The organism is Celeribacter sp. (assembly GCF_048259695.1).
Classification (GTDB): Bacteria; Pseudomonadota; Alphaproteobacteria; order Rhodobacterales; family Rhodobacteraceae; genus Celeribacter.
This window is the reverse complement of record NZ_JBLXHL010000005.1, coordinates 150,604-173,988: the sequence shown is the minus strand read 5'-3', so window position 1 is coordinate 173,988 and position 23,385 is coordinate 150,604. Positions and strand designations below refer to the sequence as shown.

Genomic DNA, 23,385 nt, shown 5'->3' with positions numbered 1-23,385 from the left:
CCGGCAATGATTGAGGTCAATGGCGCATAAGGGGCCGGACCGTTGGGCTCAGTAGTCTTTTTCGAAAAATGCGCCGAGGCTCGTGGTGCCTTCGGTGGACACAGAGCCCTTTATGGTGACGTATTTCGAAGCGTCGAGATTGAGGTTGATCTCGGATTTTCCGGTGCTGTCGATCGTCACGTCGGTGTAGATTTTTTCGGTCAGATATTTCCCCAGTTTGAGCGCCGCGTCTCCGTCCTCGGATGTCGTCAGGTCGATATCGTCAAGGCCGAAGCTTTTACGGATGGAGCCGGACAGATCGCCCCCCCCGCCCGTCAATGTGGCGACCGCAGCGGCCATTTGCGCGGCTTGAAGTGCGGAAATTTCAGTCAGGGCGCGACCAAACAAAAGCTGTGACAGGATTTCCTCGTCCGGCAATTCGGGGGATGAGGTCAGCAGCAACTCGGGGGCCGAAATGCGCCCTTGGGTGGTGATCTGGATGCTCAGGTCGTCGGTCGAGGTCACGCCAACAAGACGGAAGGTCGGGTCAAGATCGCCACTGACTGCAAGCTCACCCTCGTCGAGATCAATGCGTTTGCCAAGGATCGACAACCGCCCGCGCACGAGGGTGAATTGCCCCACGGGAATGATGTCAGCGGTGGTGCCGCGCAGGGTGACCTGTCCACCAAGTTCGGCGTCAAGGCCGCGCCCGCGGATGAACACCTGCTTGGGCGCCCGCACGGTGAGGTTCAATCCGATGGCTGAGGCGGGGCCCGTATCGGCGCCGGTGCCGATGACGCCCGCGCGGGCGCGTGTGGTTTGCACCGCCGACGCCGCACCGATGTGCGTGATTTCGGGAATGTCGCCGCCCGCCCCCAAGGCCGAAGGCGCCACCTGAACTTCGGTTTCGCCAAGCGTGATGGTCCCCGACAGGGTCGGTGTGGCCACAAGGTTGCCGGCCAAGGTGAGGGTGCCGTCGAGGGAGGTTGAATACAATGCGGGATCTTCGAGGGCGAAACCGGTCAGCGTTGTCGTGAGGTTCGCGGGTAATCCGCGCGTGAGGCCAACGGTTCCTGTAACGTCCACTGTGCCGCCTTTGTCAGGGGCTGCACGCATGTTCACTGTTGCCTGTGTGCCGCGCAGGTCGATTTGTGACGGTGAAAACGTCAGGATCAAACCTGCGGCGGGGAGCACGGCACGCGCCCCGTCCGTGATTGCAATCTGCCCCGAGAGCGCGTCAAGGGACAGCGGCCCCACGAGGGCCAGATCGAACCCTGCCGTTCCTTGAACGAGGGCGGCGGTGGTGAATGTATTGGCAAGCCCGAGTGGCGCACGGCCGGTAATGGCGAGGTTTGCGGTGGCGAAATCCTGTGTGATGCGCCCATCGATACGCGCGGTTGCCCCCCCGGGGCCAACAAGGTCGGCACGGGTGGTCCACGGCGTGGTCTCGCCGCTATGCGTCATGGAGCCTTCGATCGTCAGCGGCCCCGAAAGTCCGGTGTTCAGGCGTGCCACATCATCAAGGCGCAGGGTGGCCGTGAGGTCGCCCGCTTCGGACGACACGGTGCCGGTGGCACGGGCGCTCACGGCGGGGGTGTCAAGTTCGGCGCCCTCAAGTGTCAGGCCCGTCTCGTCGCGTTTGGCGGTCAGTTGAAAGCGGCTTGTCCCGCCCAACAGTGCGTCCGCCTGCGCGATGCCCATAGCGAGGTTGTATCCCGTGCCTTCGACATAGACGTCAAGCGCCCCCGCAAGCGGCACAATGCGGCCCGAAGCGGAGACTTCGGTTTCGCCGCTCAAGTCGAGGCCAGAGAGGGCCGCGAACCGTGCGAGGCGCGGGGTGTCGAGCACGAGACCGCCGTTGTATTCGAACCCGCTGTCAAATCCGCCGACGCTGCCGGAGGCATAAAACTCGGTCGCCCCTGTGGTGATGTCGAGGCGGTCGATTTGGAGCGGATCGCCATCGACCCATGCGACCGAGGCCGCCCCGCTCAGATCGGTTCCCAAGGCCTCTTGCAATGCGGCGTTGTCGGTTTGGAACCCCGTGACCGCAACGGCAACCTCGGCGGCGACCCCGCGCAGGAACGTGGTCACGCCGGCTTGCGGTGTGCGCTCGATCGCACCTTCGGCGGTGACGTCGACGTGGGCGATTTTGATCCGGTCACGGGTAAATCCGTCGAGGGTGGCGTTGGCTGTCCATGCCTCGCCCGCCTGCGCGTCATAGCGCGCGACGATCTGTGCCTGATCGACAAAGGTGCGCTCACCCGTCAGTGGCAAAAGCGTGGCGCGGCCCGTCGGGGTTGCAAGTGTCCCCGACAAGGCAAAGGCCGAGGGCAATCCGTCGGCGGCAACGGTGAGGCTGCCGAAGAGCGAAAGGGCTTGGGTCGAAAGGCTAAAACGTTCAAGGTCGAACATCCCGTCGGGGTAGGAAACACCACGGGCCTCAAGACGGCTCGACTGGCCGAAGAACTCCGAATAGTCGGCGGCAAACAACGGTGTGAGGTCGCCCGACAAGTCGGCCACAAACTGCCGTGGCGCGGGGGCGCCTTCGTCGGCGGTGGTTTCGGCCTTGAGGGCGATGGAGCCAGTGAGGCGATCCTGACCACGGGTGGCGAGTGTGATGTCGGTCGCAAACGCATCAAGCGGGCCGGAGCCCGTGGCGGTCAGGGCGATGTCGGGAGATCCGGGAATGTTGGCCAGTCCCGCGATGATGCCGCCCTCTGCCTCGGTCAGTGACAGGTCGAGGTCAAGCTGTTCGGTGGCGTTGGCATAGGCCACGTCCACATTGAACGCCCCCTCCGGACCATCCAGACGCAAGATGTCCAAGGTGGCCGTCCCCGATCCGTCTGCCAGTTGCATGGTGCCGGATACGGACAGATCAACGGCGGACCCGATACGCAGAACAGGCGCGCCAAGTGCGACACGCTCGGCCTCGATCGCGTCGATCGAAATGGAGACGGGCAGATCGGGAAGCGAAAACGGTGTGGCCTCTGGCGCGGGGCCTGTGGCCTCGGTCTTGGGCAGCCGGTCGATGATGATCTCGGTTGCCGTGATCCGGGTGATGTCGACCCGACCACGCAACAGCGCCGAGCGATCCCAATCCAGAACGGCACCGCGCAGGGTAAACCACACCCCGTCGGCATCGGCGATGGTCATTTCGTCGAGCGTGGCCTCTGATGACAGGGCGCCCCGAAATCCCTCGATGCGAATGTCGCGGCCCGCGCCCGACAGGTTGTCTTCCAGAAATCCCTGAATCAAAGACCGGTCACGCGCGGTGTCGCTGTCGTCTTGGGCAGAGACAGCGAGCGGCATGAGCGCGGCGGCACATATGAGGGCAAAGCGGGTCAAAATGCCTGACCGATCCCGACATAAAGTTGAACGCCGGAGCCTGTGTCGCCGGTGACCGGAGCGGCGAGATCCACGCGAATGGGGCCAAAGCCGGTGTTGTAGCGCAGCCCCAGACCGGCCCCCGAATGCCAGTCCGCGCCCGAACCGGGGACGGCCTCGTCGCCAATCGCGCCCATGTCGTAAAAGCCGACCAGACCGATCTTGTCGGTGATCCCTGCACGCAGCTCGCCGGACAGGCCGATAAAACTTGTGCCGCCGGTGGTGTCGCTGCCCGACGGGACGCCGAGCGAGTTGTACGGTTGCCCCCGCACGGTGCCGCCGCCGCCCGAAAAGAACAGGTAGTCGGGTGGGGTCTGGGCGATACTTGCGCCGATAACCGACCCGATCTGGGCGCGGGCCGCAAAGGTGAAGCGGTCATCGCTACCGAAGGTCAGATAGGTACGTGTGTCGGCGAACAGGCGTGTGCCGGATGTGGAGCCGTTCACCCCGATGAAGGGCAGGATTTGCGCGTCGAAATAGCTGCCACTCTTGGGATCAAGGCGGTCGTCGCGTTTGTCGCGTGTTCCCTCGATGGGTAGGATGATGTGATTGAACCGCCGTGATCCCAAAGCGTCGGTCACATCGGAATAGCGGTAGCCGAGGGAGACGGAAACCTCGGATAGAATAGAGGCTTCGACCTCGACGCCAAAGGTGAATTCGCCCGAATTCGAGCGATAATCAGGCTCGTCCAACCGTGCGATTTCGGCATTTAACAGCGCGGTGTATTTCGGGTTAAAGGTCGCCGGACGGCGGTAGGATGCGCCAAGGGTGTAATCCACGCCTGTGTCGCCGCCCAATCCCGAAATCTCGCCATCAACGCGAAACCGGTCCGCGTGCCGTGTGACATTGCGGTCCATCCAGTAGGCGGAGAGGGTCGCGCCCTCAAGGGAGGATATCTCTGCGCCAAAGCCAAACCGGTTGCGCTTGTCGTCGACCACGGTGGCGGTGATGTCGAGGCTGTTGTCGGCGTTCAGCGTGTCCGCCTCGCGCAGTGTCACAGAGCGGAACGTGCCGGTGCGTTGCAGGCGGCGAGCAGCGAGATCAACATATTCGGGGGAAAAGGAACTGCCCTCCGGCAGGCCCGCAATCTTGCGGATGCGGCGTGCGGTGACCGTGGTTTCGCCCTTGACGTCGAGGGTGCCGAATGTCGCGCGCGGCCCAGGATCGACGGTCAGGGCAACGTCGAGTTCGCGCGTGGGGTGGTTGGCAACGATGGACTGGTTCCCAAGGGCGGCCTTGGCGTGGGCGGCCTCGCGCCATGCGGCAATGGCCGCGTCTTTCGCCTCCCCGACCAAGGGGGCGAGGGCAGGGGCGCCGCGTGTGAAATCGTCGGGCAGAACCGTGTTTGGGGCGAGTGGCGCAACCGTGGCGTTGCCAAATGAAAACCGCGGACCGGGATCGACCGAAATGGCGACAGAGGTCACAGTCGAGGGCAGGGAGATGAGCGAGAGCGAGTAGCCTTCGCGTCCGTCAACTTTGATTGAAATCGTCGGGCCATAGTAGCCGTTGCGGTAAAGTGCGCCGAGAATGTTGCGATAGTCCGATTGCACGGCGGCGATAATTTCGTCTGTGGCCGTCACATCGGCGGCCTTGGCAGTGGCCACCGTCGAGGCGCTGCGGATGGCCGTGGCCAAATCGGGGTCCGCGCCCGCATCAAAGCGCAATTCAAAGGCGCTCACCGCAGATGTGCAGGCAAGGTAAAGGCCGATCAGCAGAGGCTTTTTAAGGTGTTCCAAAGTCTTCCCACTCGTGCGCATACAGGGTGAACGCGCGGGGACTATGATTGGTTCCGCCACGGGATTCCAGTGGCCAGATGGGGGATTTGCGCCGCAATGGCGGTTTGTTGCTTGCCCGCATACATCGCGCGCCGTAGGGTCCGCGCGATCAATGGGAGAGTGTGATGTCTGTCTGTGAAATCTGTGGGGCGTCCGACGGCGTTTCAGGGGTCGCTGTGGCCCCGAAAATTGACGTGGCAAACCTGTGCAGCACCTGTGCGGGCGGACTAAAGGGCGAAGCGGTTCCCGAGGGCCATTGGGGCGCGTTGGCCACGGCGATGTGGTCGGAAAACGATGCGGTCAAGGTGCTGTCATGGCGTTTGTTGACGCGACACAGTGACGAGGGCTGGGCGTCTGATGCGCTTGATATGTTGTACCTTGAACCAGAGGTCGAAGAGTGGGCCAAAGCCGCCGGACCCGAGGTGATCCACCGCGATAGCAACGGTGCGGTTTTATCTGCGGGTGATACGGTGGTGTTGATCAAGGATCTGCCCGTTAAGGGGGGTGGGTTCACGGCCAAGCGCGGTACAGCGGTGCGCGGCATCTCGCTGGTGTCTGACAACGCGGGTCATATCGAGGGCCGTGTCGAGGGTCAGCTGATCGTGATCCTCACCGAGTTCGTCAAGAAGAAGTAGCGCGGCGCGGGGCGGCGCATCGCGCGGCGTTCCCCGTCTACCGCCTTCAAATCGCACAATAAAAAACACCCGCAGGAGTAATTCCTGCGGGTGTTCTCATCTCTCAAACGTCACGCCTGAAGAGGCGCGGGACGCTTATGCCAGCGAAAGGTTCACGGCAGATTCACGACCGTCACGGCCAGCTTCGATGTCGAAAGTCACTTTCGCGCCATCAGCAAGACCGGTCAGACCGGAGCGCTCGACTGCGGAGATGTGAACGAACACGTCTTTGTTGCCGCCTTCGGGCTCGATAAAGCCGAAACCTTTAGTAGAGTTAAACCATTTCACGGTGCCATTAGCCATCGTGTGTCTCCTAGATTGTAATGTGCCGCTCACGTGATTGTAGCGGCTTGGCTTAGTCAGTGGTCGATCGATGACTGTAGCCTTGGAAGGAGAACAGAATGGTCGATAGAGATAACGTAGCACGTTCCATATGACAGGATTCTCGGCGTTTGCATAGTAAAATCTATCGACGGGGCGTGGGGGCATAGTTTTGCTTGTCCGGGGCGGGGGCGTGTGGTTTGTCGGGCGGGTAGGGGGATATCAGAATGCTGTATTTGATTTGGATCGGGACGTTGATGGGGATCGGCGGCACGGTGGCGATGGACCTTTGGGCCATTGTGCTCAACCGCGTTTTCGGCCGTCCGCGCCCCAATTGGGGGATGCCCGGACGGTGGGTCGCCCATGCGGTGCGCGGCACGGTTTTCCATGATGACATCGCGCAAGCCACCCCCGTCGACCGCGAATTCGCGTTGGGGTGGGCATTTCACTATGGTGTTGGAATCATTTACGGAATAGTCTTTGCCGTTCTGGCCGGCGCGGCGTGGTTTGCGGCACCGACCTTTTTGCCGCTCTGGCTCTTTGCCCTTGTGACGATCCTCGCCGGATGGGGCCTGTTGCACCCCGGCATGGGGCTTGGATGGTTCTTGTCAAAGACCGCATCGCCATGGACGGGACGGGGGTTGGGCCTTGTGGCGCATACCGTGTTCGGACTGGGCATGTGGGGCGTCGTGCTCGCGCTCTGACCGCCCGCGCCACAGCCCCCAAACGCGGCCAATTCCGCCGCCGACACCCGCGCCGCGAGGGCAGGGGGGCGGGCCTTGCCGCCGCCCGAACCGCCGCCCGAACGGGGGGCTGCCCGCCGTCTGACCCGCGTCGGCTTTGTGTCGGACCCTGCGCACGGTGCCGCAGCACGGCCTTAACACCGTCATGCCACCCTGACGCCATGACCCGAGCCAACGCCCATATCCCGCCCCGCCGCCTGACCAAAACCCAACAGCGCGCCGTCGAACGGTTGCAACGCCACGCGGCACGACTGGGTGAACACATGCCCCTCGATTGGGATGTCTCGCATATCGTGCCCGAGGCCTGGGCGACGATCGAGGAGGATTTCGAGGTCCATGAACCCAAGATGAAAATCACCCTGCGCCTTGACGAGAGCATCGCCAAATTTTTCCGCGCCCAAGGCCACGGCTACCAGACCCGCATCAACCATATCCTCGGCACCTATGCGCAAATGAAGATCGCGGAGATCAATATCGCCAACCGCAAACTCGACGCTTTCAACGCGGTCCTGAGCCGTGGCGGTACACAGGACGAGGCGATGGAGGTGTGGAGGGGCACGGAGTGAGGGGGGGCGAGCCGCGCCTTTGACGGGGGTCAACGCGCGGGCTTTTGTGATGTGCGATACTGCCCCCGAAGCGCGCGTTTGAGGAGGAAGCTATGTCCGACGATTTTAAACTGTCCTTTGACACGATCAGGGAGTTGCGCATCCACAACGCCGTTATGGTCCTCACCGACCGCGACGACGGCGGGGTGGAAATCGACGTCTACCCCGTCCCCGCGGATGCGCAGGAGGGGATGGCGCGCGAGGGCGAGGATGCGGTTCTGGCCCGTGCCACATCCCAGCGGGTCAAATGCTATTCCCGCGTCGACTATCTGGGCAATGTCAGTTGCTACAAGGTCGATTGTTCCAAGAAGTGTAAGAAGAAAGAGAAGTCCCTACCCGACGGTCGCCGCGCTGTGACCTGTAGCTGCGAGTGACCGGTTCGCGGGGCAAAGCGGTGCGGCCCCACGCCGGAGCTGTGCCGCTTGTTTGGGCGTGAGGGGAGATTGGGGGTGAGCGCCAAGCGTAGGGCTGACAGCATGTTGCGAAGCAACGTGCGAGAGTGAGGGCGAAAAGAAAACAGTCGGGGGGACTGTTTTCCGCACGAACGCCTGACCCTCCCCGGCATGCCGTCTCTCGCCGGCGCACCTTTGGTGCGACGGGAGGGCGCGTTTCACGCCCCCACCCTCGGGTCAGTCGCGGGGGGTGGATGTAATGGCAAGTACGATGAGCTTTTCAGTGCTGTTCCAAAGCGCAATCAAATCTTCTTTGGCCATAGTAAAATTCGGGCTGTGAACAACCCTGTTCAGCGCTTCGATTTCTCGCGGTGATTTACTGTCACCACAAAGCCTTTCAATGTCGCCGAGCGCTTTGTTGTCAATTTTCCCTTCGTCGCGAAAAAGCTTCGCTACGTGTTTGGCTTTTGAGCTTAAAGCTGAGTTTTTGGGGCTACTTCGTTTGGAAATTGCAAAATCGAGAGACAATTCTAGAAGAACTCTGAAAACTATCGGTATGGCAATTTCATTCCTGCGAAATTTGAGGTTCCACTGCAGCTCTTTCCAAGCTTGTTCGATTTTCCCTTGTGACTGCCGCCAATGGATTTCGTAATCTGTATCAGGGATAAGCGTTTCTCTGCTAGGTGGCTTCTTTGGGCCTTTAGCCGAAGGCAAGGGCGTTTGTGGGGAAGTAGGTTCTGCTGAAGGTGTATCATCGGAAGTCAGGCCCGCATCTGCAAGCTTCTGCATGTAGCCTTCCACTCCTTTAGAATCCAGAAGGTGCTTCAGTGAAAGCTTCTTATCGACTATATCGTCAGCAATTTTGATCAGTGCATCTGTAACGCTTTTTTTGTCTCTTAGGAACTTTAGTGCTCCGTCCTCATTCAACGCGATTCCTATCTTCTTCTGTCTTTTCTTAGCGTTGATAAGGCGATAGATTGTGGATCGTCCGACTTTTCGAGCATGCGGATAGCCTACCTCTATGAGGTGGTTTTCGACAGCTTCGGCAATAGGATACTGGTTAGTCGCGCCCACTCTATTTGCATGATTGCCTTTCGCGCGAGTATCCCACTGGAGCTGACCTCGCCCTTTATCTGTTCCGTTGTGTCTGCGACTTACAATCTCATCAACAATTGTGGACGAAGTTTCAATTTGACAGCTAATTGGTTGAGTGGCAGAGATTTTTCTCTTTTCAATCAATGGCCTAAGCTTTTTCTCATAATCTTTTGGCGGTTGAATAAGTCCAGCTAAAATCTTGAGACAAGTGACACGCCGATTGCCATCAAAAACCACGTTTTTATTTTTCTGCACGCGAATTAGGGGAGGATCATAAATTTGGCCTTGCTCGGCGATATCTTGGGCGAGGACAAGCATTTTGGGGCCTTCATGTTCGAACAGCCACGCTATTGCGTCGTTTTCAGAGCCCAAAGTGCCGTGGCGATCATTCTTCGGATTAACAACCAATTTGTCTAGGGGTACATTGATGAAACGCACTATAAATTCCGTTCACTGTTCGTATGTCCAATAATTAAAAGCCCCGCCAATCAGCGGGGCTTTTTTATTCAACATCATGGTGTGGTTTGACGCAAGGGCACCTAGTAATCTTACGGGGTGCGGCCGCAGAGTTTTCTTTGAAAACTCGCTTTTCCGCACTCCTCAAATATTAGACCTTCTCGCGCATTAGCGCGAGAATTTCTTATACTTCAAGCGCTTAGGCTCAAGTGCATCCGGTCCCAACCGCCGCTTCTTGTCCTCTTCGTAGTCTTCAAAGTTGCCTTCGAACCATTCCACGTGGGCGTCGCCTTCGAATGCGAGGATGTGGGTACAGATGCGGTCGAGGAAGAAGCGGTCGTGGGAGATGACCACGGCGCAGCCGGCGAATTCGGTCAGCGCGTCTTCGAGGGCGCGCAGGGTTTCGACGTCGAGGTCGTTGGTCGGCTCGTCGAGCAGCAGCACGTTGCCGCCCGAGCGCAGCAGACGCGCCATGTGGACGCGGTTGCGTTCGCCGCCCGACAGGATGCCGACTTTCTTTTGCTGATCGCCGCCTTTGAAGTTGAAGGTCGAACAATAGGCCCGCCCGTTGACCTCGGCGTCGCCCAGTTTGATGATGTCCTGACCGTCGGCAATGGCCTCGAACACATTGGCGTCGGGGTCGAGGTCGTCGCGGGACTGATCGACGTAGGACAGTTTGACGGTGTCGCCGTATTCGACGGAGCCGGCGTCGGGTTTTTCCTCGCCTGTGAGCATCTTGAACAGGGTCGATTTCCCCGCGCCGTTGGGGCCGATCACGCCGACGATGCCACCGGGGGGCAGGGAAAACTCGAGGTTTTCGATCAACAGCTTGTCGCCCATGGCTTTCTTCAGGCCGTTGACTTCGATCACCTTGTTGCCAAGGCGCGGACCGTTGGGGATGACGATCTGCGCACGGCCGACCTTTTCGCGCTCGGACTGCGAGGCCAGTTCGTTATAGGCGTTAATACGGGCCTTTTGTTTGGCTTGGCGGGCTTTGGCGCCCTGACGGATCCATTCAAGTTCGCGCTCGAGGGTCTTTTGCTTGGACTTGTCCTCGCGGGCCTCTTGCGACAGGCGTTTGGCCTTTTGCTCCAACCATGCGGTGTAGTTGCCCTCGTAGGGGATGCCCGCGCCGCGGTCGAGTTCAAGGATCCACCCCGTGATGTCGTCGAGGAAGTAACGGTCGTGGGTGACGATCAGGATCGTGCCTTTGTACTCGATCAGGTGCTGTTGCAGCCACGCGATGGTCTCGGCGTCGAGGTGGTTGGTCGGCTCGTCGAGCAGCAACATGTCAGGCGCTTCGAGCAGCAGTTTGCACAGCGCCACGCGGCGTTTCTCACCACCCGACAGGGACGTGACATCGGCGTCATCGGCGGGACAGCGCAGCGCCTCCATCGACACGTCGATCTGGCTGTCGAGATCCCACAGGTTCTCGGCGTCGATCTGATCCTGAAGCTGCGCCATCTCGTCGGCGGTCTCGTCGGAATAGTTCATCGCCAATTCGTTGTAACGGTCAAGGATGGCTTTCTTTTCCGCCACACCGAGCATGACGTTGCCGCGCACATCGAGGGACGGGTCAAGCTCGGGCTCTTGCGGCAGGTAGCCGACCTTGGCGCCCTCGGCGGCCCAGGCCTCGCCCTGAAAATCCTTGTCCTGACCGGCCATGATCCGCATCAGCGTGGATTTCCCCGTGCCGTTGACGCCGACCACACCGATTTTCACACCGGGAAGGAAGTTGAGGCGGATGTTTTCAAACACCTTCTTGCCGCCGGGATAGGCTTTGGTGACGCCGTCCATGAAGTAGACGAATTTATTGGCTGCCATGAGAATGCGCTCCGTTGGAGGATATGTGGGTTTAGGGGGTAGATACAGGAGCCGCACAGCGGGGGCAACGGCTGTCACCAGATAAGAGGCTATGGCGTTAATGCGCCCAGCTTCGGATCAGGGTGGCGGTGGCGGTGGCGACCTCCGCACAGGCGGTATTGTCGGCATGGGCGCGGATGATCATGTTGATGCCGATGGCGTTGGCCATGAGCAGTTGCGCCTGTGCGCGACAGTCGAACGCGGGGGGCAAATCGCCGCTCTCGACACAGGCGGTCAGGGCGCGCTCGAACCCGCCACTGACAATCGCGTAGAACCGTTGGATGCGGGCGGTGACCTGTGGTTGCGACATGCGAAACTCGACCGTGGCGTTCAGCGCCATACAGCCCAGCCCCGCGAAGTCACTGAGATGGTCCGGGTCGGCACGCCGTTCGAACCATTTGGCCAGTGTGTCGAGTTTACCATCGGTCATGTTGGGCGCTGCGCGGGTCTCGAACATGTCGAGATAGGCGTCCAGTGCTTTGAGATAGAGCGTGAGTTTCCCGCCGTAGGTGGTTTGCAGGGTGAAGCGGGTGATGCCCGTGTCGGTTTCGATCTGGCGTGTCCCGACCCCTGCGAAACCATGTTCCCAAAACAGCATCAGGGCCGCATTCAGGGCGGCGTCTGGGTCGGCTTTGCGGCTGCGTGACACGGGGGCGTTTCCTGAAATCAATTCGATGAACTGTGGGTGAACGATAGGCGAACCATGGGCGAAAATACATGGATTGACAAGCTATCCATTCGGATAGATAAGGCATTATATCCAGATGGATAGATTTTAACCCGCGTGGCCGGATGCAACACCAGATGCAACAGGGGCGCGCCAATATGCGGGCGATGCGCGGGCGATGTGCCGGCGGGGGTCGCGTGGAGAGAATGATGCCTTTTGAAGCAGCCCTTTTAGGGATCGGGGTTTTGACCCTCGCGACGATCCTGTTCGAGATTGCCTATACCTATGCCACCCAAGGGTTCGGGTTCGGCTTTACCGCCAACCGTCCGGCGGTCGAAAAATCGCCCTTTGGAAAGCGGGTCGAAACGATTTACCGAAATCAGGTTGAATCCGTCACCTATATTGCGCCTGTGCTCATTGCGGCGATGGTGACGGGCGTTGAGGGCGCGGGGGCAATGCGGGCGGCGATGATTATGGTTGTGGGGCGGTTTGCCTTTACGGCGATCTACTATACGGGCGTCCCGTTTTTGCGGGTGCCGCCTTTTACGATCACCGCTCTGGCCACGCTTTATCTGGCGGTCAAAACGGCGCAGGTGTTGCTCTAGGTCACGCCATGTGTGTCGGGTGCGAAAAGGCGCGACCTGTTTAGAGTGCGGGCAGGGATCCATACACAGGTCGGTCCGGCGGATGTGTTTTATGGTGCGGCTTGGCTGTCGCCCGAATTTGCCGCGCAGCCCGGGGGGGGCAGGTGGTCGGCTCTCTCAATGTGCGGCTTGAGTTTTAACGCGGCGCGGCACCGCAAGCCCGCGCAAAACCTGTTGACTTTAAAGGGGATTCACAGGCGGGCTTTGCTGTGCTACCTTGGGCGCAATTAAAAAACGGACAAGGCAGTAATACAGGCATGGAAACGGGCTCTCTTAGCACGTTTGTCATCGCATGGTCGCAGATCGAGGTCGATGGCCTCGAGACTGCGCCGCTCTCGGCGTTGACGATCGGTGCAACATGGCGCTGGTCGGGGAATGCAGTGTGCGTGGACGGTCCACGCGACGTGCTTTTGCTCGATCATGCGATAGGACATAACGAACTGCATCAACGCGCCGCGCGCAAGGTGCGGCGTCTCATCGGGACGGCCGCCGACGGGGCGGGCGGTGGATTTCACGGCAGCAGGGACCGGCTGTTTGACGGCGGGTTCGACATTACCGACGGGGTGACCCGATACGAGATGACGGTGATCGACACGCCCGTTCTGGGGGTGCCGCTTGTGATGTGTTTGGGGGCGATGCCGCCCGTGGACACCGATCTTTGGGTGATTTCCTCCCATGTTGCCACCGCCCCCGAGGCCCGTGAGGCCAAGGCGGGCGGGGTGATTTGTTTTACCCCCGGCACGCGGATCATGACCCCCGACGGGGCGCGGTTTGTCGAGGATCTGCGCGAGGGCGATTTTGTCCAGACCAAGGATGACGGGGCGCAACGGCTTGCGTGGATCGGCGGGCGCCGCATCACGGGGGCGCGGTTGTATGCGATGCCGGAATTGCGCCCTGTGCGGGTGCGGGCCAGAGCCTTGGGCGCGGGATCTGCGGGCGGTGCGTTCTGTGGTGGTGATGTGCCGGATGGCGATCTGATTGTGTCGCCTCAGCACCGGTTCTTGTTGGGCGGGGCGGCGGCGCGGGATCTGTTCGCGGCGGACGAGGTTCTGGTTGCGGCGCGCGATCTGGTCAACGACCGTTCGGTGATTGTCGACCGTTCGCTCCGGGAACTCACCTACATCCATCTGATGTTCGACCGTCATCAGGTGGTGTTCGCCAACGGGTTGGAGACCGAAAGCTTCCATCCGGCGTTCACCGATCTGGATGATCTGGCGATGGATCAGCGGCACCGTTTGATCGAGGCCTTCCCCGACCTCGCGAGTTACACGGACGCCTACGGGCCTGCGGCGCGGCGCACCCTGTCGTCGGCCGAGGCGGCGATTTTGTTGCACGCGGCGGCGTAGGCCGGGGTCTGTGCCAGTGCTGTGATCCTGACCGGTGCGATTTCGTGGTGGCGGGGTGCTTGACTCTGTGCGCGCGCCTTGTATAAGCCCGCCATCCGGTGTGCAGAAATGCGCGCCGTTTATTATTTTGGTGTTGGTGGCCCCCGCAAGGGGACGCCTGTCGCCCAAGGGAATACTCCCGCGGGAAAGGACAGCACCTTTCATGTCCGTTGAAAGGATCCAGATCGTGACCAAACGCACATCTGCCAAATACAAACTTGACCGCCGTATGGGCGAAAACATCTGGGGTCGTCCAAAGTCCCCGGTGAACCGTCGTGAATACGGCCCCGGCCAGCACGGTCAGCGCCGCAAGGGCAAATTGTCCGACTTCGGCCTGCAGCTGCGTGCCAAGCAGAAACTCAAAGGTTACTACGGTGATTTGACCGAGAAGCAGTTCCGTCGCATCTTTGCCGACGCCGAGCGCATCAAGGGCGACACAGGTGAAAACCTCATCGGTCTGCTCGAATCCCGTCTCGACGCTGTTGTGTACCGCGCGAAATTCGTGGCCACCGTGTTTGCGGCCCGCCAGTTCGTGAACCACGGCCACGTCACCGTGAACGGCGTCCGCGTCAACATCCCCTCCTACCGCGTAAAAGAGGGTGACGTCGTCGAGGTCCGCACACAGTCCAAACAGAACGTCACCGTTCTCGAAGCTGTTCAGCTCACCGAGCGCGATGTGCCTGAGTACATCGAGGCAGACCACTCCAAAATGACCGCAACGTTCCTGCGCAAGCCCGGCTTGTCCGACGTGCCATACGCGGTTGTCATGGAACCGAACCTCGTGATCGAATTCTACGCCCAGAACTAATCCGGGCCGACCGTTCCACGATTTCAGGCCGCTCCTTCGGGGGCGGCCTTTTTCGTTGCGGGGAGGGGCGCAAAGCGGGCCGAGGCGTGCGGGCAACATGTTCCTACGGAACGCTGTGGCATCTGGCCTTGTGGCGATTGCACCGCTATGAGTTTGGCGACCAAAGATGAGAGCCGTCATGTCTGTGCAAATCGAACCGAAATCCGGAATTCTCGACATCTCCCTGTATCAGGGCGGTGCGAGCAAAGTTGCGGGTGTGGAAAACAGCGTCAAACTGTCGTCCAACGAAAACCCGTTTGGCTCCCCCGAGGGCGCGAAAGAGGCGTTTTTGCGGGCGGCTTATAATATGCACCGCTATCCCAACACCGACCACGCGTCCTTGCGCGGTGCGATCGGCGACATCTACAACCTCGATGCAGAGCGCATCATTTGCGGCGTCGGGTCGGACGAGATCATCACATTCCTGTGCCAGAGCTACGCGGGTGCGGGCGACGAGGTGGTCTATACCGAGCACGGGTTTTCCATGTACAAAATCTCCGCCCTCGCCGCAGGGGCCACGCCGGTGTGCGTGCCGGAACGCGAGCGGGTCGTGGATGTGGATGCGATTCTCGCGGCCTGTACCGACAAGACCAAACTGGTGTTTATCGCCAATCCCGCCAACCCGACCGGCACCATGATCGGCACCTCCGAGGTGGCGCGTCTGGCCGAGGGTCTGCCGCCCCAGACGCTGTTGGTTCTCGACGGGGCCTATGCGGAATATGTCGATGGCTTTGACGGTGGTGCTGCCTTTGTCGAGGCGCGTGACAACGTTGTGATGACGCGCACCTTTTCCAAGATCTACGGCCTTGGCGGCATCCGCATCGGGTGGGGATACGGCCCCAAGGCAATCATTGATGTGCTGAACCGTGTGCGGGGTCCGTTCAACCTGTCCGAGCCGCAACTGGCCGCCGCCGAGGCCGCCGTGCGCGACACGGCATGGGTTGAAAAATGCCGTGCGGACAATGCGCGGTTGCGGGCGTGGATGGCCGAGGCATTGATGGAGCACGGGGTGCCGTCCGATACCTCCTGTACCAATTTCATTCTGGCGCGGTTCCGCAGTCAGGACGAGGCAGAGGCCTGTGACGAGTTCCTCAAAACCAACGGCCTGATCGTGCGCCGTGTGGCGGGGTATGGCCTCCCCAATTGTTTGCGCATTACCGTGGGGGACGAATCGTCGTGCCGCCGTGTGGCGCACACCATCGGGCAGTTTTTAGAGAAAACCCGATGAGCGAGCTCCTCTACAACCGTGTGGCTTTGATCGGGTTGGGCCTGATTGCGGGGTCCATGTCACTGGCGATGCGCCGTGCCGGTGTGGTCGGAGAGATCACCGGCTATGCGCGGTCTCAGGCCACCCGCGACACCGCACGCGAGATCGGCCTCGTGGATCATGTGTGTGATAGCGCGGCGGAGGCCGTCAGGGGGGCCGACCTGATCGTGCTTGCCGTGCCGGTGGGCGCGATGGGCGCGGTGATGGCCGAAATTGCACCGGCGTTGAAAGCGGGCGCATTGGTCACGGACGTCGGTTCGGTCAAGAAATCCGTGTTTGCCGCGGTCACGCCGCTGTTGCCCGATGGCGTGTCGTTTGTCGGCACCCACCCGATGGCGGGGACCGAACATTCGGGGCCGCGGTCGGGGTTTGCCGAGCTGTTTGATAACCGCTGGTGCCTCATTGTGCCGCCCGCCGATGCCGATGAGGCGGAGGTGCTCAAGTTGGAGCGGTTCTGGAAGATCCTCGGGTCGAACACCGAGCGCATGGACGCGGATCACCATGATCTGGTCTGTGCGGTGGTGTCCCATACGCCGCACCTGATTGCCTATACGATGGTCGGTGTGGCCGATGATTTGAGCCGCGTGACCGATCAGGAAGTGATCAAGTTTTCGGCGGCGGGGTTTCGTGATTTCACGCGGATTGCCGCCTCTGATCCGACGATGTGGCGTGATGTGTTCCTTGAGAACAAGGACGCGACACTGGAGGTGTTGGGGCGGTTCACCGAGGAATTGTTCGCGTTGCAACGCGCCATTCGTCAGGGCGACGGCGCGCATTTGCACGCCTATTTCACCCGCACCCGTGGTATTCGCCGCAGCATCATTGACGCGGGTCAGGATACGGATGCGCCGGATTTCGGACGGGCCAAAAAGGCCGAGTGATGCGTGGGGGTGTGATCCTGTGTGCGGCGGCGGTGTCGGTGGTGGCGCTGTTCCGGCCCGTGCCTGTGGCCGCCGAGCTGTCGCGCTCTCCCATCCCGGTTTTACGCCCCGGCGGTGATATCGGCCGCGAAATTCCGCAGCCGCCGGAGGCCGAATGGGTGGCCTCCGCGCCGGTTGTGACCCGCTCTCCTGTGCCGCGCAAACGGCCCGATGGATTGGCCGGACAGGCACAGGCCGCCACGGTTGTGCGCAAGGTCAGCTACGGCAAATCGGGCTCGGTCTGTGGCGTTGACGGCATTCGCGGCCAAGCGGCAAGCGCCATTCCCGCCCGTATCAAGGGCTGTGGTCTGGACGCGCCCGTTCGCGTGACGGAGATTGCGGGACTGAAACTCTCGCCCCCTGCGACGCTTGATTGCCCGACGGCAAAGGCGCTTTACACTTGGGTGGAAAAGGGTGCGAAACCGGCGGTGGCACGCATGGGTGGCGGGGCGGCCGGATTGCGCATCATGGCCAGTTATGCCTGTCGCACCCGCAACAACCAGGCCGGCGCAAAGGTGTCCGAACATGGCCGTGGCCGCGCGGTGGATGTGGGTGCGGTTCTGTTGAAAAACGGTGACCGCGTGTCTGTGCTCAAGGATTGGGGCAAGGGCAAAAAGGGCAAGGCGCTCAGGGCGATGCACAAAGCGGCCTGTGGGCCGTTCGGCACCGTGCTTGGCCCCAATGCCAACCGATACCACCGCGACCATTTCCATTTCGACACCGCCCGCTATCGCTCCGGCAGCTATTGCCGGTAGCGGGAGGCGGGGTGCGGGGGCGCCTAGCGGATGGTGAAATTCGGCGCGGGACCAATGGGGATGAACCCCAACACGATCATCCCGTCCGCAAGCGTCAGGTCCGCGTCGATGGTCTCGGCGTTGCCTTTCAGTCCGGCCAGAACCTGACCCGCGCGCAGGGCGAGGGATTTCATGTCGGCGGGGATCAGCCCCGTGGCGGTGGCGATCTCGATCATCTCGCGCCAGTTGCGGGCCTTGAGCGCGATTTTGCCCGTGGCCGTGCCGCGTGCATCGACGTCGAACCCGCCCGCGATCTGCAAATCCAGCGCCCCCCATTTGGCCGCAAAGGTGTCGATGTCGATCCGTGTGGGCTGTGGACGCGCGCCCTCAAGCGCGTGAATGTCCCACGGCGCGTCGAATGTGGCGGTGAGTGCAATATCGAGCTGCTCGAAGCGGTCGGACAGCACCCCGTCGATGTCGAGTTTCTCCATCACCCCGTCGTCGGGGCGAAAATCGCGGGCGGTAAAGCGGATGTCATGGGTGAGCGGGGTGTCCGCGTGCCGCTTGGTGTCGAACGCGCCCTGCGCGAGGGTGACGCCCCACCCGAGGGTCGAGGTGACGGTGAGGTTTTCAAGCGCAAAGGCCGCCACATCCAGTGTCAGGTTCGGGCCGGCGTCCATGAACAGATCGGCTCCGGCGCGATCATGGGTGATGTCGATGCGTTGCAGCGGCGTGGCAAAGGTCGCCCCCGAGGCAAAGGCCGCACTGAGCGCTGTGGGCGCGTAGCTTGCGCTGTTGATCTCGAGGCGCGGGGCAGCGTAAGCCACGCCGGTTGCCGGATCGGCAAGGGACAAGGCGGTGATGGTGGTGTCGAACCGCAACGGAAAGCCGCCCGTGCGCAGATCGTCGTATTCGGCTTGCCATCCTTCGGCACCGCGGGCGGAAATCCACCCCGCGATGGCGCGTTCCGTGCTTTTTGCCCCGACAAGCCAGTAGCCGCTATAGACCACGACCGCGATGAGGATCAGCCAAAGGAGTTTGCGCATGGGGGGTCTTTCTTCGCTCTTTTACATTCACCGTGTCGTGGTGTTTAACGGGCGGAGTCGCAAGAGGAAAGTGGATGCAATGAACAGCAACAGCAACGGATTTTGGGTGTTCGGCTATGGATCGCTGATGTGGAATCCCGAGTTCACCTTTGCCGAGCGGATCCCCGCGACGCTGACCGGCTATGCCCGCTCGTTCTGCATGTGGTCGATCCATCATCGCGGCTCGCCGGAGGAACCGGGTCTGGTGTTGGCGCTCGACGCCGAAACGGGGGCCTCGTGTCGCGGGCTGGCCTATCACGTGACGGGGGCGGAGGCCGGGGCGGCGCTTGCACGCCTGCGCGAACGCGAGTTGGTCAGCTCCGCCTATTTGGAATGTACGGTGCCGTTGGCGTTGGATGACGGGCGCACCATCGACAGTCTCGCCTATGTCGTGGACCGTGGCCATGAGCAATACACCGGCCTTTTGTCGCTTGAGGCGCAGGCGGATGTGATTGCGGCGGCCTGTGGCGGGCGGGGGCCGAATTGCGAGTACCTGTTCAACACCGCGCTGCATCTGGCCGAGTTGGGGATGGAGGACCGCGAGCTCGATCAACTGGCCGATCTGGTCCGTTTGCGCATCGCACAGCGCGGGTGCGGCGGGTAATTCAAGGGGAAAACACGAAATCGCGTATTGGCAGGATTCCAATCCTCCCCTATCGTGGCGCCAACAGAAACGACAGGTCAGGACAGGCCCACATGGACCACCCCGATCGCGAGGCCGGGCTACATTTTTCGCAACCTGTGAGACAATTCACCATGATGGTGATTGTGCTCGCGCTTGCGGGATCCGGGTTTTACATCGCGCTGCCCCGTGTGGCGCCGGTGTTTCTCGCCAGCCCCTATCTCAACGGCTTTATTGCCGTGGTGTTTTTTATCGGCATTCTCGCGTGCTTTTGGCAAGTGTTGCAACTGGTGGCCTCGGTCAACTGGATCGAACGCTTTGCGGGGGTGCGCCCCGATGATGGCGGCAAACATGCGCCGCGTCTTCTGGCTCCGCTTGCCGCGCTGATGCGCGGGCGTGAGGCGCGGCGTCAAATCTCGTCAAGCTCCGCGCGGTCCATTCTGGATTCCGTGGCGACCCGCATTGATGAGGCGCGCGATATCACGCGCTATATCACCAACCTTTTGATTTTTCTCGGGCTTTTGGGGACGTTCTATGGTCTCGCCACCACGGTGCCTGCCGTGGTCGACACCATCCGGTCGCTTGCGCCGCAAGATGGTGAAAGCTCGACGGATATTTTCGGGCGCCTGATGGGCGGGTTGGAGCAACAGTTGGGCGGCATGGGCACGGCCTTTGCCTCGTCGCTGTTGGGGCTTGCGGGGTCCCTGGTTGTGGGCATGTTGGAGCTGTTTGCCTCCCATGGTCAAAACCGGTTTTTCCGCGAACTCGAGGAGTGGTTGTCGTCCTTTACCCGCATCGGGTTTTCCGCCGCCGAGGGGGATGGTGGCGAGATGTCGGGCGCGGCGGCGGTTCTGGATCACATGAGCCAACAGATGGAGACGCTGCAAAACATCTACCTGCAATCGGACATGTCGCGTGCGGTGGTCGATGACCGCCTTGGCACCTTGGCCGTGGCGGTCGAGGGGCTTGTGGCGCGGATAGACGTCGAACGTGATGAGGCGGGGCGTGATGATGAGGCGGGGCGGAGCCACACGGAGGCGATGGCGCGTGTCATCGCCGGACAAGAGCGCCTGATCGGCCTGTTGGAACAGCGCGAGACGGCACAGACGACCAATGCGGACGCCGAAAGCCGGATGCGGTTGCGGTCGATCGATGTGCAGCTTTTGCGCATCCTCGAAGAGATCTCTGCGGGGCGTCAGGAAAGTCTGAGCGAGGTGCGCCGCGAGATTGCGGGCGTGTCGCGGACGCTGCGTGATATCCTCGGGCCAAAGGTCTGATCCGTGGCTGTTCTGCGCCGTTCCTCGCAACGTATGTCCGGATCGATCTGGCCGGGGTTCGTGGATGCGATGACGGCGTTGTTGTTGGTGCTGATGTTTGTGCTGACGATTTTCATGATCATGCAATCCATGCTGCGCGACACCATTACGGGGCAGGAAACCGAACTGGATGCGTTGACGGCGGAGGTGAGTGCGCTGTCACAGGCCTTGGGTCTGGAACAGGCGCGGTCGGCGGGGTTGGACGACCAATTGGGGGTGATGCGGGCGACATTGGGGGAGGCGCGCTCCCTCGCACAGGCGCAAACCGCGCTGATTGCCTCGCTTCAGACCCAGAATGAAGCGCTGTCGCAAGAGGCGCAAACCCAAGCGGCGCGGATTGCCTCGTTCGAGGAGCAGGTTGCGAGCCTGATGGCCGACCGTGATGCCGCCCGTGCCGATGGTGTGGCGTTGCGGGCCACCGTGGCCGAGTTGGAAACGGCAAATGCCAGGGTGATCAGCGAGCAAGAGGCGATGCAACTGGCCTTGGCCGCGGCGCGTGACGAGATTGACGTGGCGAGCGAACAGGCGCGACTGGCCGCCGCACGGCGCGAAGCGGTCGAGGCGATGTTGGCGGATATGAGGGCGCAGGCCGAGACCCGCGAGGCCGCGCTTTCGGCGCGGGTTGCGGAGTTGTCCGCCGCCGAGGAGGCGCGTTTGGCGGATGCGGCGGCGTTAGAGGCGCTGCGCGAAAAGCTCAAATCCTCCAATGATGAATTGACGGCGATGACCCTCGCGCTTGAGGGCGCACGCAAGGACGCGGAGGAGACATTGACGCTGTTGGCCGCTGCCGAGGCCGCGCGCAAGACCCTTCAGGCCGATCTTGATGCCGGGCTGAGCGATGCGCAAAAACAGGCGGCGCTGTTGGCCACGGCACAGGCGGCGTTGCAATCGGAACAGGCGCAATCGGCCGAAGGCGCGCGCAAGGTGGCGTTGTTGAACGCGCAAGTCACCGAATTGCGCGGGCAATTGTCGTCGCTACAGGCGATTTTGGATGCGCGGGCGGCGGCGGATGCGGCGGACAATGTCCAGATTGATGCGCTGACCTCGCGGCTCAATGCGGCCCTGGCGCAGGTTGCGGCAGAGGAGAAACGCCGCGCCCAACTGGAAGAGGCCGAGCGGATCCGGTTGCAGGCAGAGGCGAAGAAACTGGAAAACTACCGCTCCGAGTTCTTTGGGCGCTTGCGTGAAATCCTTGGGGATCGCGACGGGGTGCGCATTGTGGGCGACCGGTTTGTGTTCTCGTCCGAGGTGCTGTTCGAGCCTGCCTCGGCCGATCTGGGGGAAAACGGGCGGGCGCAGATTGCGCGGGTCGCGGGCATTCTCAACGATGTGGCCCAAGATATCCCGCCCGGGATTGACTGGGTGATCCGCGTCGATGGTCACACCGACAACACGCCGCTGTCGGGTACGGGGCAATACGCCGACAACTGGGAATTGTCACAGGCCCGCGCCCTGTCCGTGGTGCGGTTCATGAGCGAGACCTTGGGGTTTCCCGCGAGCCGTCTGGTGGCGGCGGGGTTCGGCGAATATCAACCCGTGGCCACCGGAAACTCCCCCGCAGCCCTCGCGCAAAACCGCCGTATCGAATTGAAATTGACCGAGAAATAATCCGCGTTCCCTGTTCGGGGCGGGCCGTCAGATCAGTTCACGATCTCGATGGCGCGGGTCATCGTGTCGACGGTTTCGCCATCGCGCATCAATGTGGCCGCGCCCGTGTAGCGCCCCGTGGGCCATGCGGTGCCGCGTTTGCCGGCGGCGCGAAACAGGAGCGCCTGATTTTTGGTCAGCTCCATGTCTTGCGAAATCACCGTGCCTGCGGGGCCGGTGAGGGTCAGGCGCATGACATCGCCCGTGCGCGCCCCAAAGGCGTAGCCGAACACCACGAGGGCGGGCGACGTGGCAGGCAGCGCATCGGCACCCGCCGCGCCCGCTTTGATCGCGCCATAATCCGGGACGGCGTCCCACACGCCCACAGAGATAAATCCGCCCGCCTGATAGGCGATTGGGGTTTGCCACAGCGTGTCACCGCGCAGCGCGTCCGTGCCACAGGCAATGAGGCCGTTCGGGTTGAACGGATCGACGACTTGGCCCTTGTGGCGCAGGGTCATGTGGACGTGGGGGAATTGGGTTTTGCCCGACAGGCCGACCTGTCCGAGGGGGGTGGTTTTGGAGACGCGCTGTCCCTTGGTGACGCTGATCGAGCCTTGGGCCATGTGGCAATATTGCGTGGTCCACCCGTCGCCGTGATCAATGACAAGACCGTTGCCGCATTCGCGTCCCGACACGTCGGGGGCGTCGGGGCCGTCTTGGAGGTGGTCCGCCATCTCGTCGCGGATGGCCAAGACGGTGCCGGGGGCGGCGGGGCGCACATCGACGCCCGCGGCCATCGCCGCCAGCGAGGGCAGGGCGAAATCGGTGCCTTTGTGACCATCGTAGCTGAGCGGACCACAGGTGAAATCGGCCGCGCCCGCGCTCGGGTCGGTATCGACGTAATTCTGGATATAGCAGGTCTCGCCCAGAGTGCAGTCAATCGGCGGGTTCAAAAGCGGCTCCCTCGCGGGCGCGGGGCCAGCGAGGGAGAGCAATGTTGTCGCGAGACATGCGGACCGGA

General features: G+C 61.7%; 21 protein-coding genes. 13 read left to right on the top strand and 8 right to left on the bottom strand.

Annotated features, from left to right (window positions below; all coding sequences use genetic code 11):
- Window positions 1–48: 48 nt before the first annotated feature.
- Both ACN0Q0_RS11085 and ACN0Q0_RS11080 read right to left on the bottom strand, forming a co-directional pair.
- On the bottom strand, window positions 49–3,324 hold the full coding sequence (locus ACN0Q0_RS11085) for a translocation/assembly module TamB domain-containing protein (RefSeq protein WP_417243457.1): 3,276 nt from the start codon (window positions 3,322–3,324) through the stop codon (window positions 49–51).
- The gene (locus ACN0Q0_RS11080; RefSeq protein ID WP_417243456.1) at window positions 3,321–5,099 is read right to left on the bottom strand and encodes an autotransporter assembly complex protein TamA; all 1,779 of its coding nucleotides are present in this window, start codon (window positions 5,097–5,099) and stop codon (window positions 3,321–3,323) included. Before ACN0Q0_RS11080 ends, ACN0Q0_RS11085 begins: the two co-directional genes overlap by 4 nt.
- Window positions 5,100–5,263: 164 nt before the next feature.
- Between ACN0Q0_RS11080 and ACN0Q0_RS11075 the strand changes: the two genes are divergently transcribed.
- Window positions 5,264–5,773, top strand: coding sequence for an alkylphosphonate utilization protein (locus ACN0Q0_RS11075; RefSeq protein WP_417243455.1), 510 nt, complete (start codon window positions 5,264–5,266; stop codon window positions 5,771–5,773).
- 135 nt (window positions 5,774–5,908) lie between these two features.
- Here the strand turns inward: ACN0Q0_RS11075 and ACN0Q0_RS11070 are convergent, their stop codons facing one another.
- A complete protein-coding gene (locus ACN0Q0_RS11070; RefSeq protein ID WP_062220053.1) occupies window positions 5,909–6,115 on the bottom strand; it encodes a cold-shock protein in 207 nt (68 codons plus the stop codon).
- Window positions 6,116–6,360: 245 nt separating this feature from the next.
- Here ACN0Q0_RS11070 and ACN0Q0_RS11065 point away from each other — a divergent pair, with 245 nt between their 5' ends.
- The 3 genes from ACN0Q0_RS11065 to ACN0Q0_RS11055 all read left to right on the top strand — a co-directional run bounded on the left by ACN0Q0_RS11065 (window position 6,361) and on the right by ACN0Q0_RS11055 (window position 7,855).
- Window positions 6,361–6,837, top strand: a complete 477-nt coding sequence (locus ACN0Q0_RS11065) for a DUF2938 domain-containing protein (RefSeq protein WP_417243454.1) — start codon at window positions 6,361–6,363, stop codon at window positions 6,835–6,837.
- Between the two features lie 200 nt (window positions 6,838–7,037).
- Complete coding sequence (locus ACN0Q0_RS11060; RefSeq protein WP_417243453.1) at window positions 7,038–7,442, top strand: BrnA antitoxin family protein; 405 nt, start codon at window positions 7,038–7,040, stop codon at window positions 7,440–7,442.
- Between the two features lie 92 nt (window positions 7,443–7,534).
- On the top strand, window positions 7,535–7,855 hold the full coding sequence (locus ACN0Q0_RS11055) for a hypothetical protein (RefSeq protein ID WP_417243452.1): 321 nt from the start codon (window positions 7,535–7,537) through the stop codon (window positions 7,853–7,855).
- A 255-nt stretch (window positions 7,856–8,110) separates the two neighbouring features.
- Here ACN0Q0_RS11055 and ACN0Q0_RS11050 read toward each other — a convergent pair whose 3' ends face one another.
- The 3 genes from ACN0Q0_RS11050 to ACN0Q0_RS11040 all read right to left on the bottom strand — a co-directional run bounded on the left by ACN0Q0_RS11050 (window position 8,111) and on the right by ACN0Q0_RS11040 (window position 11,936).
- Complete coding sequence (locus ACN0Q0_RS11050) at window positions 8,111–9,406, bottom strand: hypothetical protein (protein WP_417243451.1); 1,296 nt, start codon at window positions 9,404–9,406, stop codon at window positions 8,111–8,113.
- A 186-nt stretch (window positions 9,407–9,592) separates the two neighbouring features.
- Window positions 9,593–11,248 carry an energy-dependent translational throttle protein EttA gene (gene ettA / locus ACN0Q0_RS11045; RefSeq protein ID WP_417243450.1) on the bottom strand — a complete coding sequence of 552 codons (1,656 nt, stop codon included), beginning with the start codon at window positions 11,246–11,248 and terminating at the stop codon, window positions 9,593–9,595.
- 97 nt (window positions 11,249–11,345) lie between these two features.
- Window positions 11,346–11,936, bottom strand: coding sequence for a TetR/AcrR family transcriptional regulator (locus ACN0Q0_RS11040; RefSeq protein WP_417243449.1), 591 nt, complete (start codon window positions 11,934–11,936; stop codon window positions 11,346–11,348).
- 227 nt (window positions 11,937–12,163) lie between these two features.
- Here ACN0Q0_RS11040 and ACN0Q0_RS11035 point away from each other — a divergent pair, with 227 nt between their 5' ends.
- The 6 genes from ACN0Q0_RS11035 to ACN0Q0_RS11010 all read left to right on the top strand — a co-directional run bounded on the left by ACN0Q0_RS11035 (window position 12,164) and on the right by ACN0Q0_RS11010 (window position 17,772).
- Entirely contained in the window at window positions 12,164–12,559 is a 396-nt protein-coding gene (locus ACN0Q0_RS11035; protein WP_417243448.1) for an MAPEG family protein, read from the top strand.
- Window positions 12,560–12,855: 296 nt separating this feature from the next.
- Window positions 12,856–13,944: a Hint domain-containing protein gene (locus tag ACN0Q0_RS11030; protein WP_417243447.1), complete on the top strand. Its 1,089-nt coding sequence runs from the start codon at window positions 12,856–12,858 to the stop codon at window positions 13,942–13,944.
- A 226-nt stretch (window positions 13,945–14,170) separates the two neighbouring features.
- Window positions 14,171–14,791, top strand: a complete 621-nt coding sequence (rpsD, locus tag ACN0Q0_RS11025; RefSeq protein ID WP_417243630.1) for a 30S ribosomal protein S4 — start codon at window positions 14,171–14,173, stop codon at window positions 14,789–14,791.
- 178 nt (window positions 14,792–14,969) lie between these two features.
- The gene (gene hisC / locus ACN0Q0_RS11020) at window positions 14,970–16,058 is read left to right on the top strand and encodes a histidinol-phosphate transaminase (RefSeq protein WP_417243446.1); all 1,089 of its coding nucleotides are present in this window, start codon (window positions 14,970–14,972) and stop codon (window positions 16,056–16,058) included.
- Entirely contained in the window at window positions 16,055–16,978 is a 924-nt protein-coding gene (locus ACN0Q0_RS11015) for a prephenate/arogenate dehydrogenase family protein (RefSeq protein WP_417243445.1), read from the top strand. Before hisC ends, ACN0Q0_RS11015 begins: the two co-directional genes overlap by 4 nt.
- Entirely contained in the window at window positions 16,978–17,772 is a 795-nt protein-coding gene (locus ACN0Q0_RS11010; RefSeq protein WP_417243444.1) for an extensin family protein, read from the top strand. The genes ACN0Q0_RS11015 and ACN0Q0_RS11010 overlap by 1 nt, the downstream gene beginning before the upstream one ends.
- Before the next feature lie 23 nt (window positions 17,773–17,795).
- Here ACN0Q0_RS11010 and ACN0Q0_RS11005 read toward each other — a convergent pair whose 3' ends face one another.
- Window positions 17,796–18,797 carry a DUF2125 domain-containing protein gene (locus tag ACN0Q0_RS11005; RefSeq protein ID WP_417243443.1) on the bottom strand — a complete coding sequence of 334 codons (1,002 nt, stop codon included), beginning with the start codon at window positions 18,795–18,797 and terminating at the stop codon, window positions 17,796–17,798.
- Between the two features lie 79 nt (window positions 18,798–18,876).
- Here ACN0Q0_RS11005 and ACN0Q0_RS11000 point away from each other — a divergent pair, with 79 nt between their 5' ends.
- From ACN0Q0_RS11000 to ACN0Q0_RS10990, 3 genes are all read left to right on the top strand, one after another.
- Window positions 18,877–19,440: a gamma-glutamylcyclotransferase gene (locus ACN0Q0_RS11000; RefSeq protein ID WP_417243629.1), complete on the top strand. Its 564-nt coding sequence runs from the start codon at window positions 18,877–18,879 to the stop codon at window positions 19,438–19,440.
- A gap of 92 nt (window positions 19,441–19,532) precedes the next feature.
- Window positions 19,533–20,735, top strand: a complete 1,203-nt coding sequence (locus ACN0Q0_RS10995; protein WP_417243442.1) for a biopolymer transporter ExbB — start codon at window positions 19,533–19,535, stop codon at window positions 20,733–20,735.
- A gap of 3 nt (window positions 20,736–20,738) precedes the next feature.
- Window positions 20,739–22,382: a peptidoglycan -binding protein gene (locus tag ACN0Q0_RS10990; RefSeq protein WP_417243441.1), complete on the top strand. Its 1,644-nt coding sequence runs from the start codon at window positions 20,739–20,741 to the stop codon at window positions 22,380–22,382.
- A 32-nt stretch (window positions 22,383–22,414) separates the two neighbouring features.
- Here ACN0Q0_RS10990 and ACN0Q0_RS10985 read toward each other — a convergent pair whose 3' ends face one another.
- On the bottom strand, window positions 22,415–23,317 hold the full coding sequence (locus tag ACN0Q0_RS10985; protein WP_417243440.1) for a M23 family metallopeptidase: 903 nt from the start codon (window positions 23,315–23,317) through the stop codon (window positions 22,415–22,417).
- Between the last annotated feature and the right edge of the window lie 68 nt (window positions 23,318–23,385).